This window comes from Blautia sp. AF14-40 (assembly GCF_003479665.1).
GTDB classification, from domain to species: domain Bacteria; phylum Bacillota; class Clostridia; order Lachnospirales; family Lachnospiraceae; genus Fusicatenibacter; species Fusicatenibacter saccharivorans.
In genome coordinates this window covers 1-15,297 of record NZ_QUHK01000021.1, presented here as the reverse complement: position 1 = coordinate 15,297, position 15,297 = coordinate 1, and the positions used below count along the sequence as shown (strand labels likewise).

The 15,297-nt window shown below is 44.9% G+C and carries 12 protein-coding genes and 4 pseudogenes; all 16 read left to right on the top strand.

Annotated features, from left to right (window positions below; genetic code table 11):
* Window positions 1-76 precede the first annotated feature (76 nt).
* A complete protein-coding gene (gene mobQ, locus DWW13_RS13630) occupies window positions 77-1,588 on the top strand; it encodes a MobQ family relaxase (protein ID WP_118697188.1) in 1,512 nt (503 codons plus the stop codon).
* 37 nt (window positions 1,589-1,625) lie between these two features.
* Window positions 1,626-3,505, top strand: a pseudogene (locus DWW13_RS13625) (AAA family ATPase).
* Window positions 3,506-3,582: 77 nt separating this feature from the next.
* Window positions 3,583-4,005 (top strand): annotated as a pseudogene (locus tag DWW13_RS13620) (type IV secretory system conjugative DNA transfer family protein); the annotation flags it as partial.
* Window positions 4,006-4,596: 591 nt separating this feature from the next.
* Window positions 4,597-5,524 (top strand): annotated as a pseudogene (locus DWW13_RS20195) (reverse transcriptase domain-containing protein); the annotation flags it as partial.
* Between the two features lie 12 nt (window positions 5,525-5,536).
* On the top strand, window positions 5,537-6,262 hold the full coding sequence (locus tag DWW13_RS20190; RefSeq protein WP_243004538.1) for a group II intron maturase-specific domain-containing protein: 726 nt from the start codon (window positions 5,537-5,539) through the stop codon (window positions 6,260-6,262).
* Window positions 6,263-6,375: 113 nt separating this feature from the next.
* A pseudogene (locus tag DWW13_RS13610) lies at window positions 6,376-6,720 on the top strand (type IV secretory system conjugative DNA transfer family protein); the annotation flags it as partial.
* A 417-nt stretch (window positions 6,721-7,137) separates the two neighbouring features.
* Window positions 7,138-9,021: a recombinase family protein gene (locus DWW13_RS13605; RefSeq protein ID WP_117682912.1), complete on the top strand. Its 1,884-nt coding sequence runs from the start codon at window positions 7,138-7,140 to the stop codon at window positions 9,019-9,021.
* Window positions 9,018-9,401, top strand: a complete 384-nt coding sequence (locus DWW13_RS13600; RefSeq protein WP_117682911.1) for a TnpV protein — start codon at window positions 9,018-9,020, stop codon at window positions 9,399-9,401. The genes DWW13_RS13605 and DWW13_RS13600 overlap by 4 nt, the downstream gene beginning before the upstream one ends.
* Before the next feature lie 9 nt (window positions 9,402-9,410).
* Complete coding sequence (locus DWW13_RS13595; protein WP_055261479.1) at window positions 9,411-9,590, top strand: hypothetical protein; 180 nt, start codon at window positions 9,411-9,413, stop codon at window positions 9,588-9,590.
* A gap of 161 nt (window positions 9,591-9,751) precedes the next feature.
* Window positions 9,752-9,907, top strand: coding sequence for a hypothetical protein (locus tag DWW13_RS18875; RefSeq protein WP_158568533.1), 156 nt, complete (start codon window positions 9,752-9,754; stop codon window positions 9,905-9,907).
* Window positions 9,908-10,176: 269 nt separating this feature from the next.
* Window positions 10,177-11,442 (top strand): serine/arginine repetitive matrix protein 2, encoded by a 1,266-nt coding sequence (locus DWW13_RS13585; protein WP_147345089.1) that lies wholly within the window; start codon window positions 10,177-10,179, stop codon window positions 11,440-11,442.
* A gap of 106 nt (window positions 11,443-11,548) precedes the next feature.
* Window positions 11,549-12,202 (top strand): CHC2 zinc finger domain-containing protein, encoded by a 654-nt coding sequence (locus DWW13_RS13580; protein WP_158568532.1) that lies wholly within the window; start codon window positions 11,549-11,551, stop codon window positions 12,200-12,202.
* A complete protein-coding gene (locus DWW13_RS13575) occupies window positions 12,117-13,553 on the top strand; it encodes a virulence-associated E family protein (protein ID WP_242995464.1) in 1,437 nt (478 codons plus the stop codon). The genes DWW13_RS13580 and DWW13_RS13575 overlap by 86 nt, the downstream gene beginning before the upstream one ends.
* A 284-nt stretch (window positions 13,554-13,837) precedes the next feature.
* Window positions 13,838-14,005 (top strand): transposon-encoded TnpW family protein, encoded by a 168-nt coding sequence (locus tag DWW13_RS13570; RefSeq protein ID WP_080786840.1) that lies wholly within the window; start codon window positions 13,838-13,840, stop codon window positions 14,003-14,005.
* Between the two features lie 81 nt (window positions 14,006-14,086).
* Window positions 14,087-14,572: a hypothetical protein gene (locus DWW13_RS13565; RefSeq protein ID WP_117682908.1), complete on the top strand. Its 486-nt coding sequence runs from the start codon at window positions 14,087-14,089 to the stop codon at window positions 14,570-14,572.
* A gap of 80 nt (window positions 14,573-14,652) precedes the next feature.
* Window positions 14,653-15,297, top strand: a 645-nt coding sequence (locus DWW13_RS13560; RefSeq protein WP_118720336.1) for a hypothetical protein, incomplete at its 3' end; no start/stop codon positions are given.

Below are 15,297 nucleotides of genomic sequence, written 5' to 3'. Positions count from 1 at the left end.
TGCACACCCACAAAAACAGTACACCCGCCTTTGGCGTCTGTACCATTTTTGAGGGTTTTATCATCCTATCCGGGAGGTGATACCCATAGCCATTTACCATTGGAACATCGGCATTGTGAGCCGAGGAAAAGGCAAATCAGCCGTTGCCGCCGCCTACCGAAGCGGCGAAAAGCTGACAAACGAATGGGACGGAATGACCCATGACTACACTCGCAAAGGCGGCGTTGTCCATACAGAAATCATGCTGCCGCCCCTCGCGCCGCCCTCATTCTCTGACCGTTCAACCTTGTGGAACAGCGTGGAGCTTTACGAGAAAGCCGGGAACGCCCAGCTTGCGCGTGAGATTGACGCAGCACTCCCCATAGAATTATCCAGAGAGGAACAGATCCGGCTTGTCCGGAAATACTGTTCCTCTCAATTTGTTTCCAGAGGAATGTGTGTGGATTTTGCCATTCACGACACCGACAGCGGCAATCCCCATTGTCATATCATGCTGACTATGCGCCCCCTTGACGAGCGCGGCGCGTGGGCGGCAAAGTCCAAAAAGGAATATGACCTTGATGAAAACGGTGAGCGTATCTGCTTGCCAAGCGGCAGATATAAGACGCACAAGGTTGACCTCACGGGCTGGAACAGCCAAGAGAATGCGCTTGTTTGGCGCAAGGCATGGGCTGATATTTCAAACGACTATCTTGAGCGTGCCGGAAGCCCGGAGCGTATCGACCACCGCAGTAACGCCGAGCGCGGCATTGACGAAATACCGACCGTCCATATGGGCGTAGCCGCCTGTCAAATGGAGAAGAAAGGTGTAGCCACCGAGAAAGGCGAACTGAACCGAAATATCCAAAAAGCAAACCGCCTTATACGGGAAATCCGGGCGCAGGTTAGCAAGCTCAAAGAATGGATTGCCGACCTGTTCAAAGTGTGGGAAACCGCCCCGAAGCAGCCGCCGCAATCTCCCAACCTTGCAAATCTGTTGATGAAGTATTTGAGCGTTCAGAGAGAAAAGAGCCGGAAGTATTCGCAGCGTTGGCAACAACAGCACACAGCCGATGAACTGAAAACCATAGCGGCAGCGGTCAACTATCTCTCCGAGCATGGCATCTCTAATCTTGACGAGCTGGACGCTTCTCTTTCCTCTGTCAGTGATAGAGCCTATTCAATCCGGGCAGGAATGAAAACCGCCGAGGAACGCATGAAGAAGCTACAAAAGTTAATTGAATACGGGAAGAACTACACAGAGTACAAGCCCATTCACGATGAACTGAAAAAGCTGCAAAACGGCTGGACAAACAAGCGCGACAAGTACGAGGAAGCCCACCGCGCCGAGCTGACCCTATGGAACGCAGCAAATCGCTATCTCCATGCAAATCTGCCGAAAGGAACAAAGACCTTGCCTATTGCGGAATGGGAACAGGAATATGCTGACCTCAAAACACAAAGGGACGGCGATTATACCAAACTGAAAGAAACCCGCGCCGAGGTTGCCGAGCTTCAAAAAATCCGCAGGTGCGTGGATATTGCACTCCGCGCCGACCAACCGGAGCAGACGCAGAGCCGCACCAAACGGCATGATATAGACCGCTGAAAGGAGTTGAACTTTTACGTATTACACCCAAGAACAGATAGACCGCGCCAAACAAGCCGACCTTGTTTCTTTCCTGCAATCACAGGGCGAGCAGCTTACCCGTGCCGGAAATGAATACCGCTGGAAGCGGCACGACAGCCTGACCGTCCGGGGAAACAAATGGTACAGGCACAGCCAGAGTAAGGGCGGTGCACCCATTGATTTTGTCATGGAGTTTTTCGGCAAGAGCTTCACCGAAGCCGTTGAACTGCTGACAGGCGAAAAAGGAGCCGCCCCGCCGCCGGACAGACCAAGCCCCGCGCCCCTATCCGACTTCCGACTGCCACCCCGCAGCACCGACAACCGCATAGCGAGGAACTACCTCACAGCAGCCCGCCGTATTGATGAAGATGTGACGGGCTTTTTCTTTTCCACCGGGGATATTTACGAGGAAGCCGCCCACCATAACGCCGTATTCGTCGGCAGAGATGAAAGCGGCATACCGCGATACGCCCATCAGCGCGGCACAGCCGGGAGTTTTCGGCTTGATGTGAAAGGCAGCGACAAGGCCTTTAACTTCTGCTACCGTGGCGAGGGCGAAAGGTTGTTTGTCTTTGAAGCCCCGATAGACCTCTTATCTTCCCTCTGCCTGTTCAAAAAGGACTGGCAGAAGCAAAGCTATCTGGCGTTGGGCGGCGTGGGAGAAAAAGCCCTGTTGCGCTTTCTCTCTGACCGTCCGAACATCAAGACCGTTTTTCTCTGCCTTGACAGCGACGAAGCCGGAAACGACGCTTGTAGCCGCCTTGCAGAGCTTGTGCCGGAGGGCTTGACCGTTCACCGGCTTATCCCTCTTTTCAAGGACTGGAACGAGGTATTGCAGCACCGGGCAGAAATCACAGACGGGAAATATCTGCGGGAAGCTGTCTATGGCTTGAAAGAGCCGCCGCAGGAAGAAACCGTTGAGATTATCTGCATGAGCGAGGTTGACACACAGACCGTTGAATGGCTATGGGAGCCGTATATCCCCTTTGGGAAAGTAACCATTGTGCAAGGCAATCCCGGCGAGGGCAAGACCACCTTTGCCCTACGCCTTGCCGCCGCCTGCACCACCGGGGGAACGCTGCCGGGAATGAAGCCCTTGCCGCCATTCCAAGTGATTTACCAGACCGCCGAGGACGGGCTGGGCGATACCGTCAAGCCCCGCTTGATAGAAGCCGAAGCCGACCTTGACCGGGTGCTTGTGATTGATGAAGCCAAGCGGGAGCTTACCCTGTCCGATGAGCGCATAGAAAAGGCAATCACGCAGAACGGGGCGCGTCTGATTATCCTTGACCCCATACAGGCGTACATGGGCGAAAAACCGACATGAACCGGGCAAACGAAGTGCGCCCCATGTTCCGCCGCCTTGCCGATGTTGCCGAGCGTACCGGGTGCGCCGTTATCCTTATCGGACATCTCAACAAAGCTGCCGGAGGGCAGAGCGCATACCGGGGCTTAGGTTCTATCGACTTCCGCGCCGCAGCAAGGAGCGTCCTGCTGATCGGGCGCGTGAAGCGAGAACCGAATGTGCGCGTTATCGTCCATGACAAATCTTCCCTTGCGCCGGAGGGCAAGCCCGTTGCCTTTTGCCTTGACCCGGAAACGGGCTTTTCGTGGATAGGCGAATACGACATCACCGCTGACGAGCTGCTGTCCGGCGCGGGCGGCAACACCGCCACCAAGACCGAGCAAGCCGAAAGGCTGATACTTGACCTGCTTGCAGACGGGAAAGAGCTTGCCAGCGAGGACATTGTAAAAGCCGCAGCCGAAGCCGGAATATCCGAAAGGACGGTACAGAACGCCAAGCGCAACATGGGCGGCATTTTAGGCGCAAGGCGTGTCGGCGGTCAATGGTACAACTTCATCAAGAAGAAGCAGCCACCCGAACCCGCAAGCTGAAAGTGCAAAACGCAGACCCTTTGCACTTTGCACTTTCACGATAATTTGCGTCAATAACTCAAAAAAGCACTTGACAAAACGCTTCATGGGGAACCCGTGAGGATATTGCACCTTACGTTGATCCTGTATTTCAGAACAATGTGATTCTGACGAAAACGGAGAGCCTGACCATGAACAGTCGCCCCAAGGACCCCAAGACTGCCAGAAACAAAAATGTACTGGTGATTGGCGGCTCCGGTTCCGGTAAGACCCGATTCTGGCTGAAACCCAACCTGATGCAGATGCACAGCAGCTACGTCGTGACTGACCCGAAGGGAACCATTTTGGTGGAGTGCGGAAAAATGCTCCAAAGGGGTGCGCCCAAGCTGGGGAAGGACGGAAAGCCCATGAAGGATAAGCATGGCAAGGTCATTTATGAGCCTTACCGCATCAAGGTTCTAAATACCATCAACTTCAAGAAGTCCATGCACTATAACCCCTTTGCATACGCGCGACACGAGGTCGCGTAATTAAACTGTTCGGCGCTGACCGAACCTGTTATTCCATTAGCAGTAGCCTATCGTCACCGAAGCGGCTGGCAACGGCCGTGAGGCAGCATGACGAGAAAAGGTAGCCCTCCCGAAAGGGTTAAGCCGAAACCTCGAGGCAGAGGCGAAAAGCTGGAAGCAACGTCCGGCTGGGGAGCTTGGCTTGTGTAGTATGGTGAATGTAAGTAAATCGCTGTTAAACGTCGTTAGCGGGAACCAGGCTAAAGTTGCTGATAGGCCTGAACCAAAAGGTGTGCAGTCGGATGTTCTCCTGTAAGCTGGGAACACATGGACAAACATGACTGCCGGCGGATAGGCGGCACCTAACCTACACGGTTGATTACGTGAAACGTGTTAAGCCCGCGCTCTCTCCGTATATTCGGAAAGCTGACCGCAAGGAAAGCCGATAGAAACGCGGGTAAGGAACGCTGGAAAAAGCGAACGCCGACCTTGTAATGAGGACGGATAGGGATTGAAACAGCATCCCACGCGAAAGCGGGCTGACTTCCAGCAGGTCTATCTTTACGAGAGAATTTACAGAACTTTTGAGAGGAGGAATTGCAAATGAACAGGAAACTGTGTGCGCCTGCTGACAGGGCACGAAGCTGGGAATCCATTGATTGGAAGAAAGCGGAGGCCTATGTTAAAAAGCTGCAAATGCGTATCGTAAAGGCTCAAAAAGACGGTCATTACAGCAAAGTGAAAACTCTGCAATGGCTGTTGACGCACTCTTTCTATGCCAAGGCATTGGCAGTGAAACGTGTGACAAGTAATAAAGGCAAAAATACCGCTGGTGTAGACCATGAATTATGGAAAACGCCAAAAGGCAAATTCGAGGCGATTGACAAACTCAAACGCCGGGGCTATAAGCCCCAACCTCTCAGACGGGTGTATATCCCGAAGAAAAACGGAAAATTACGCCCGCTGAGTATTCCAACGATGACAGACCGCGCCATGCAGACATTATATAAGTTTGCACTGGAACCATTGGCAGAAACTCTGGCAGACCCGAACTCCTACGGCTTTAGAATTGGAAGAAGCACACACGATGCCATCGGGCAATGCTTTAACGATTTGTGCAGAGCCGATTCGCCTCAATGGATTTTGGAGGGAGATATTAAAGGGTGCTTTGACCATATCAGTCATAGCTGGTTAATGAAAAAATATCCCAATGGACAAGGAAATGCTCGAAAAATGGCTGAAATGTGGCTTTGTGGAAACCAGAAAAATCTTTCCGACAGAGGAAGGGACCCCACAGGGCGGCACAATATCGCCAGTTTTGATGAACATGACCTTGGACGGTCTGGAGCGGATTCTAAAAGAAAGATTCCCGATGAGACGGACGGTGGCAGGTAAAACCATCTACGACCAGATTAATTTCGTGCGATATGCCGACGACTTTATCGTCACCGGGAAAAGCCCGGAAACTTTGCGTAACGAGGTTATGCCGCTTATCAAGGACTTTCTGGCGGAACGCGGCCTGCAACTTTCAGAGGAAAAAACGGTGATTACACATATCAGCGACGGCTTTGATTTTCTTGGGCAGAACATTCGGAAATACAACGGAAAATTGCTTATAAAGCCGTCAAAGAATGCAGTAAAAGCTTTCCTCAAAAAAGTGCGGACTATTGTTAAGGAGAACAAAACCGCCACGCAGGACTTGCTCATTCGCAAACTAAATCCTGTGATTCGCGGTTGGGTCAACTACCACCGCTATGTAGTTTCTGCGGATATTTTTGGATTAGTTGACCACAGGATTTTCGAGTGCCTATGGAAGTGGGCTTGCCGCAGACACAAACGAAAAGGTAGGAAATGGATTGCCAACAAATATTGGCACCATATTGATAACCGGACGTGGACGTTTGCAGCAGAGCCTGCTTTCCGCGGTAAAGATTTCGATGAAAAATACCTCAAGCTGGAATACGCGGCAAATACTAAAATCATCCGATTCAAGAAAATCACCGCCGAAGCCAACCCATTCGATAAAAAATGGACGGGATATTATGAGGAACGTGACGGGGAAAGAATGCTGAACAGCACCAAAGGACGAGAAAAACTCGTTAAAATTTGGAACAACCAAAAACGGTGCTGCCCTGTATGCGGAGAAAGAATTACATCTGAAACAGGATTTAAGACGCATTTTATCACCGAAAACAACAGGAAGTGGCCTGCTATTATGGTACATCCCTGGTGTCATCGAAATCTGCATGAGCCGGACTACTTGATTTGAGCCGGGTTTCGTTTTACACGAGGCCTTACGATAGGCTTGAGCCGTATGACGGGAAACTGTCACGTACGGTTCTTAGGGGAGGGGCTGGCAGCAATGCCAGTCTCTTACCCGACATCCACTCGGAAAAGGATATTCTGAAGCTGGTGACAACGCTAATCGCTAATACCAAAGGCGAGGGCAAGGCCGGAGACGATTTCTGGGTCAAGGCGGAAACATTGCTGTATTGCGCATTGATCGGATATATCCACTATGAAGCTCCGGTGGAGGAGCAAAACTTCTCCACCCTCATCGAGTTCATCAACGCCATGGAAGTCCGGGAGGATGACGAGGAGTTCAAAAATCCCGTAGACCTGATGTTTGATGCACTGGAATCGGAAAAGCCAAACCACTTCGCAGTGCGGCAGTATAAGAAATATAAGCTGGCAGCCGGTGTAGTAAGTTTGAAGAGACTTCTTAATCAATCAATTTTAAAGAGTTGGAGCTCCAAAATGATTAAAAAGTCTCTTGAGGCTTATTTTTTTACCTTAAAGAACAAAATTGTATTTTGTAAAAAACAATTTTAAAACATGTCCGTATTTTGTTTCGTCAGTACAGAGATTGTGTAAGGAACTTTAAAAAGATGACACGAAATCAAAAAAATGTAGTAAGGGGGCTGTAAAAAGACCTCTGAGCATTTCGTTTAGTGTAAAGAACTTTTTTACTTCTTACACGAACTTTGAAAACGAAACAGCCTGCCCATAGTGATACCAGAACTGAATAGGCATTCAGCGTGTCTTTTCTGGTTAATACGTCCCGGAAACATCAGCACCCGGTACAGGAACGGATATGGGATGAGAACAGGAATTTAATAAACAAAGGAAGGAGGGCATCTGACTATGACAGAGAAACAAGGATTCATGACAGCGTTGTATGAACGTCTTAGTCGTGATGATGAATTAAACGGAGAATCCAACAGTATTTCGAATCAGAAGAAACTGCTGGAACAATATGCAAAAGAACATGGATTTACCAATCTTGTTCATTTTACTGATGATGGTATCTCCGGTACAAGATTTGATCGTCCAGGCTTTCTTGCCATGATGAAAGAAGTTGAGTCAGGGAAAGTCGGAACGATCCTGATTAAAGATATGAGCCGAATGGGAAGAGATTATCTGAAAGTCGGACAATATATGGAGTTGCTGCGACAGAAAAATGTCCGCCTGATTGCAGTCAACGAGAATGTAGACAGCTTCCGGGAGGACGATGATTTTACTCCATTCCGAAATATCATGAATGAATGGTATGCAAGGGATACCAGTAAAAAGATAAAATCCACTTTCAAGGCGAAAGGGAAATCCGGCAAGCATGTGGCAAGTACAACACCGTATGGGTATCTGAAAGACAAGGATGATCCGAATGTATGGATCGTTGATGAAGAAGCAGCTGTAGTTGTACGGAGAATCTTTCACATGACAATGGATGGATACGGACCATATCAGATTGCCAGGGCACTGAAAGAGGATAAGGTTGAGATACCAGCGGTTCATATGGCAAAGAAAGATGCCGGATTATGGAAAGGCAGAGTAGAAGAAATCAAAGATCCTTATGGCTGGGGCTCTTCTACTGTTGCCGGTATTCTAAAGAAAAGAGAGTATCTTGGTCATACAGTGAACTTCAAGACCAGAAAGCATTTCAAGGATAAGAAAAGCCATTATGTATCTGAGGATAACTGGACGGTGTTTGAGAACACGCAGGAAGCAATCATAGATCAGGAAACTTTTGACAATGTGCAGAGAATCCGAAGCAATGTGAGAAGGTATCCAGATGGATGGGGAGAAGCCCACCCACTGACAGGTCTGATGTATTGTGCAGACTGTGGTTCCAAAATGTATGTTCATCGGGTAAATAATGGCAAGCGAGTTCCACAATATACCTGTTCTGCATATTCTAAAGTTCCGGTTGGAACACTCTGCCAGACACAGCACAGAATTAATGCCGATGTGGTTATGGAGCTGATTAAGGAACTTTTAAAGGCTGTTGCGGAGTATTCACAGTTGAATCGTGAAGAATTTTTGGAGACAGTAAAAAAAGCACAGACTTCACAGCAGTCCAGTGAGATCATAAGATTGAAAAGCAGATTAGCAGAAGCAAAAAAGCGTGTGCAGGAACTGGAAAAACTGATCTGCAGAATCTATGAGGACAATATTCTTGGCAAGCTGCCAGATGAACGTTATGCGATTCTTGACGGACAATATTCTAAAGAACAGAAAGATTTGTCGGCAGAAATTGCAGATATGGAAGCTGAATTATCAGGTTATGAAGAAGGTCGCAGATCAGCGGAGAAGTTTATTGCTCTGGTTGATAAATACCAAAACTTTGATGAATTGACCACTTACATGCTGAACGAATTTGTTGAAAAGATTGTGGTTCATGAGCGTGACCGAAAAGGAAGCATTGAGACAACTCAGGAAGTGGAAATCTATTTTAATTTCATTGGAAAATATTTACCGCCACATTTCGGTGAGGTGGAAATGACGTCAGAGGAAATTGAAGAAATGAAGAAGCGGGAAGCCAGAAAAGACAGGCTTCATCAGAATTACCTGAAAAGAAAAGCAAGTGGCAAGCAGCAAGAATACTATGAACGGACAAAAGCAAAAAAGAAAGCTGAAATGGATGCAAAAAAAGAGAAAATCCGTCAGGAAGATATTGCAAAGGGTGTGTTCGTTCCGGTATCACTGCTTCCACCTGCAGAACCGAAGAAAGGAGTTGCATCAGCATGAGTAAATTAGAAAGAATCGTTCACGATGACAGCAATGGTCTGGATTATATCCTTGTCGGGGAAATCTATCTGCCACTGATCGCTGTGTCGGAAGAAAAGTGTGATATTGGCTTTTATGGAAGCCTTCACAGAAACTATCTGAAAGACTACAAAGGTGGCTTATATTCCTATCTGACATTGACTGGGGAACTCTGGACTTACCTTGCAGACTTAAATGAGCAGTGCGTAGAATACAGAGATTTTCTCATGAATCAGATCATGGAACAGGAAGGTATTACAGAGGAATTGAAAAGCAGAGATCAAATGGAATGGGTTCGCCGGGCAAACAATGTGAGAAGCCGGGTAGATGAAATCATTTTAAATGAATTGGTGTATGTGTAGGAGGGGCTTATGAGATACCGGATTGAATATGCAGACGGAAGATGCTGTAATTTTGTAAACAGCAGAAAAGATTTGTTGGATTGGCTGAAAGCACTGAAAGATGAAAAAATTGTTGATATCCGAAAAGTGTACAAAAACGGTGTTACAGATTCTGTGATAGACAGCTATCGCAGTTATCTGAAACAGTGAAAGGAATGGGACTCTCAAATACACAGGAAGCATTTGAAAATGTGAATGAGTAAAGGAAATGGCATTAACCGTAAAAAGTTAGTGCCTTTTATTTTGTCTATTATTATATTTCCACAAAATCCGATGCAGAGGATTTTTGAAAAACAGACGGAACGGAGATCATGCCGAAGGGACAGCGGCAGGAATTACGTTTTGTCTGCCGGGAGTACAGAGGACTGGAAGTCCTTTGTGCCTGGATTGCAAAGGGAGGCAGCACCTTGCTGGGGTTAAGGGGCGAAGCCCTTAGCAGGTTAAGGGCGGCAGCCATTGCCCAGTGATATGGCGTTTCGCCATATGGTACTGGGTACTATCTGTAACGGCGACAGAGCCTTTAAGCAGCTTCGCTGCAATCCCTTCGGGGAAACAACTTGAAAGAAAGGAGAAATGTGAAATGAAAGGAACAAGGCATAATGGCAGATCTGGGAAAAATGGAGTTTACAATCCGCTTCATAATGATCGGAGATTTAATCCGGAACACAGTGAGCATATCGACAATGAAAGAGTCCGGCAAAATATTTACTGGGATTGCTATCAGGGATATACCACAATGGAAGATCAGGGAAAAGAGAATAATTTTTCTTTTGAACAAATTGAGCTGGCATTCTATGAAGAGCATTATGGAAATTACGTTATGAAGCAAAATGAGAGACATGTGAAAGCCAGACACCCAGACAGATGCAAAGAAGTGGAAGATGTTTGGAAAAACAAAAAGACCTGTCCGGAAGAAAGTATCTATCAGCTTGGAACAATAGATGAACATGCTTCTGTGGAAACCCTGATTTTAGTATTTGACGAGTTTAAGAAAGAGTTCGATAAGCGGTTTGGCTCTAACGTGCATATTATTGATTGGTCGCTACACATGGACGAAGCAACACCTCATATTCATGAGCGTCATGTTTTCGATGCTACAAACCGATATGGAGAAATTGAGCCGAAACAGGAAACAGCATTGGAAGAACTTGGATTTGAACTTCCAGATCCAGAAAAGAAGAGATCAAAGACAAATAACCGCAAGGTTGTTTTTGATTCTGCCTGCCGGACAATGTTTTTAGATATCTGTAAACGTCACGGACTGGAACTTGATGAAGAACCATCGTATGGTGGAAGAAAGTATTTGGAAAAACAAGATTATATCCGTATGAAGCAGAAAGAAGAAATTGCGAATCAACAGGAAACAATTCTTATGCAGATTGATAAGGTGAACGAGAATCGTCTGGAGCTTGCAAAACAGTCAAGGTATGTGCGTGCAAATGAAGAAATTATTCAGTCACAGGAAGAAAAAATAAAACAGCAGGATACAGAATTTGCAAATAATTCAGACCGTATATTCAAGCAGGGTGATCTAATTGAAGAACAGAGAGAGGAACTGAAACAGCTTACCATCCGTATTGAAGATGTGGAAACCTTGCTTGATGAAGTATCCAGTGAAGCTTATGACAAGGCAGTGGAGAAAGTAGCAAAAGAAGCAATGCTGGCTACCAGAAGAGATGATATCCGTTTGGCAGAAGATTCTAAAAAGTGGATTCAGGATCCGAAACACAAGGCTTCCAAAAGAGAAAAGGATTATGCAATAAAAAGACTGGACGGGCTGATAAGAAAAATAGAAACTGCAATGGAAAAAGTGGTCATACGGATTACTAAACAGTTAAAACAGCCAGAGAAGAAAAAAGCTGTTGTAGAAGAAATCAAAAAAGAAGTGAAGCCATCTATCAGGGAAAGACTTGCACAGAATGTAGCAAAGATTCAAAGAGAAGAGGCAGAGAGAAAACAACTGAATAAAGGAAAATCATGTTCTAGTGATCTGGAACTATAAGGGCATTTTGTTGATTCCGTAAGGACAGGACAAAGTGCCTTTTTGTTTTTGAGTAAAAAGTGATTCCCGGATTTGGGAAGCAGTTATAAGAAAGCGAGGAAATGAATTGGGATTATTTGATGAAGTAAAACAGAACGTGACTGTCCGGCAGGCTGTTGAATTGTATGGATTGAAGCCCAACAGGAGCGGACTGATCCGTTGTATTTTTCATAATGACAAATCACCCAGTATGAAAGTTGACCGGAGGTATTACTGCTTCGGGTGTGGCTGTACGGGAGATGCGATTGATTTTACAGCACAACTGTTTGGCATTGGACTGAAAGATGCTGCTATGAAGCTGGCAGATGATTTTAGGATTCTTTATTCCGGCAAGGACAGGGAATCACTGCAGAACAAGAGACGTGTTCCAATAAAAAAGCCGAAGCCGACACCGGAAGAACTCTGGCAGAAAAAATATCTAAGATGCCTGAGAGCATATCTGAATTACCGTAGCCTACTTCTGGAATGGAAAGAGCAGTATGCACCAAAAACATGGACAGAAGAATGGAATGAAAAGTTTATGATTTCTCTCAGTGAACTGACGGTTGTTGAGTATTATCTGGATATTTTGCTCTTCGGGGATAGGGCAGATAAGGAAGTCCTTGTCAAAGAAAAATGGAAGGAGATGGAGAAGATTGAGCAATGCGAAAGAGAAGATAAAGGAGATTGCTACAAAAGAACAGAAAGATGCCATGAAAGAAATGCTCCGGATGGCAGATAAAAGTAAAGTCGATGAAGTGAAACAGATGCTGGAATATACACAAAAGGGAACTGCGAAAGCAACGGTAGGAAATTATATGGTCGTGCTGAGAAATGATCCGCTTGTGCGTGAGAGCATGAAGTACAACAAGCTGACAGGCAGGATTGATATTGTGAAAAAACTCTGGTGGAATGAGGAAATCTGCAAACTGGACGATGATGGCAGGACTTATTTTTATTATTTCTTTGAACGGTATTACAAGCTCACAAGTGAAAAATGTATGGATAAGGCACTCCGCATAGAAGCCAACAGCCGGGCATACCACCCAATCTGTGAGTATCTGGAACAACTGGAATGGGACGGACAGGAGAGAATCCGTTATGTACTGCAACGGTATATGGGAGCTGATGCTTCGGATTTTGTCTATGAGGTTGTGAAACATTTCCTGATGGAAGCGTTGAGCAGAATCTACCGTCCGGGTTGTAAGGCAGATGAAATGCTCTGTTTGGTAGGTCAGCAGGGAGCCGGGAAATCCACATTCTTCCGTTTCCTTGCACTGAATGATGACTGGTTTTCTGATGACCTGAAACAGTTGAACGACAGTAAGATATATGAGCATCTCCGGGGACACTGGATCATGGAAATGTCAGAGATGATTGCAGCAATCAGTGCGAAAAGCAATGAAGAGATCAAATCATTCCTGACCAGGCAGAAAGACACTTACCGGAATCCCTATGATAAATATGAGGAAGATCGGAAGCGTCAGTGTATCTTTGCCGGGTCAACGAACACAAGGCAGTTTATTCCCTTTGACCGTACCGGGGCAAGACGGTTCCTGCCGATTGCCATAGACAGCAGCAAGGCAGAGAAGCATATCCTTGATGATGAAAAAGAAGCCAGAGCCTATTTTGACCAGCTATGGGCAGAAGCAATGGAAATCTACTGGTCAACGGAGAATAAGAGCAGTCTGTTGAAATTCTCAAAAGAAATGGAACAGAAGATCAGTGAATACCGGAAACAGTTCACACAGGAAGATACGATGGCAGGAATGATTCAGGGCTGGCTAGATGCCTACAAGGGAACTCATGTATGCTCCGTCCAGATTTGGAAAGAAGCCTTTGACCATTTTGAACGGGAGCCGAAAAAATTCGAGACAAATGAGATCTGTTCCATTATGGATACACAGATCACCGGCTGGAAGAGGGATGGAATCCACAGATTTTCAAAGGAAGGATATGGCAGACAGAGAAGCTGGGTCAGGGAAGGAACAGAAGAGGGTGGCAACGAACCGGACGAAGACGGATTTACGAAGCTGACGAAGGCAGAACAGTTGGAGCTGCCATTTGACCTGCCCGACAGAGAGAAAGGCTGATTTTGATATCGGAAGGCTACAAATCTTCTGTAAATTTATCGCTTGTTGACAGATTTGTTGACACCTAAAACCCTTATATTTACTGGCGTTTCAGCTTTTTTTACAGGTGTCAACAAGAACATTCAAAAAACTTTCCAGTAGTATTTTGGAAAATAAAAAAACAACCAGTAAAAAGTTTCAAACCCCATGTTGACACTTATGTTGTCAGTGTACAGATAAACTTCCGGCAGGGACAAAGACAATCCTCTCTCTGTCGGGCACAGGAAAGAAAGGAAAAAATGATTATGGAAAAAATGATGAATACAAAAACAGAGGGGAACACATTTACAAAGAAAATCGGGCAGACAGTCTATGTTGTCCGTTATCATTTCAATGAAGATGCAAAGGAAACAATGCAGGAGAAGATTAACCGGATGCTGGTTACAGAAGCAAGCCGAATGGCAGTTTATTAAAATTAGGTGGATGTAAATGAAGAAAAAATATGATATCATGTGAGTAATAAATCTGAAATTATAAAGGAGGTTTAATCGAATATGCTGAATGTTTCTATGGCTGTTTTTGTTCTCTATATAGTTCTAGGGTTGGTTATTTGTTTACAACCCAAAATTTTCTTAAAGTCCATGCTCGGATATGGGGAAATAATATTAGAAAATAGCGTTCTTAATTTTTACCAAATTGGAGAATTTATTGTAATCGGAATTGTATTTATCTTATTGTGGTTTCTTTCAAAGAAGAAGATATTTGAACATTCAAGCAAGTCTACTATTTTAGGTGTCTTGAATACGATTATGGCAGTTTCAGTATGTGTTGTAATACCATTTATTATTACACTTTTATCACATTCATATGGTTATGCTGTCATTTTCCCACAGTCTGAAACAGAATATGCGTTTTTTACGGGCATATCAGAGCTTGTAAATTATGTTGAACCGTTATCTTTTATTCCAGTTGCAATATTTTTATGTGCTTATGTAGTATATTGGATAGAAGTGACTTGTAACAAAAAAACAGGAGAATAATATTGCTTTACAATTTATCAAAAAGTATGAAGCAATATGTCACTAAGCAATTATCAAAATAAGTAAAGAAGGTTTGGCAAATGGTAAATAGTAAAAATTTAACAATCGTAACCATATCAACCATTTTATTTGGACTGCTTTCAAAGTGGTTGGTAGGTGTGCCTTATATGGCGTGGGGGTATTTTGATAAATTATTTATAGCATCTTTTATTTTGTGGATGCTTTATAGCACTATGTTGTATTTAGCTATTAAAATAGAAAATGAAAATTATTTAAAACTTGGATTTACTGGAGTTGTGTTCGGTTTAATTTCAGCATGTTTAAAAATGGGGCTGGACGCTATTATAGAACACTTTACGAAATTTTCAGGAAATTTGATTGTTACAGCATTTATGATGGAAATGGGAATCCTTATTTTTGGAAGTGCTATTATTTTTGTTTTATATGTCTGTGTTGCGAAGAAAAAAATTTTGTGGAATAAATCTATGAAAAATTGTACTTTGGGATTAGGAGGAATTGCGGGTATATATTTTGCTGTAATCATTTATTACCTATGGCAGTTAAGACATTGGATGGAGAAGTTTGCAGATTTTGATATTATAAAAGAGATTGGAGAAGAACAAGGACTGCTAAATTTGTCAACAAAATATGCTCAGGAATCAACTGTGGTGGGAATGATTGTATATGTCCTCTTTTTTATAGTTTTATGGATCGCTTTAAAAAAG

Excerpts from the sequence above, each read along its gene's own strand:
- DWW13_RS13605 (WP_117682912.1), top strand. The coding sequence starts at position 7,138 with ATGACAGAGAAACAAGGATTCATGACAGCGTTGTATGAACGTCTTAGT.
- DWW13_RS13600 (WP_117682911.1), top strand. The coding sequence starts at position 9,018 with ATGAGTAAATTAGAAAGAATCGTTCACGATGACAGCAATGGTCTGGAT.
- DWW13_RS13595 (WP_055261479.1), top strand. The coding sequence starts at position 9,411 with ATGAGATACCGGATTGAATATGCAGACGGAAGATGCTGTAATTTTGTA.
- DWW13_RS18875 (WP_158568533.1), top strand. The coding sequence starts at position 9,752 with ATGCCGAAGGGACAGCGGCAGGAATTACGTTTTGTCTGCCGGGAGTAC.
- DWW13_RS13585 (WP_147345089.1), top strand. The coding sequence starts at position 10,177 with ATGGAAGATCAGGGAAAAGAGAATAATTTTTCTTTTGAACAAATTGAG.
- DWW13_RS13570 (WP_080786840.1), top strand. The coding sequence starts at position 13,838 with ATGGAAAAAATGATGAATACAAAAACAGAGGGGAACACATTTACAAAG.
- DWW13_RS13565 (WP_117682908.1), top strand. The coding sequence starts at position 14,087 with ATGCTGAATGTTTCTATGGCTGTTTTTGTTCTCTATATAGTTCTAGGG.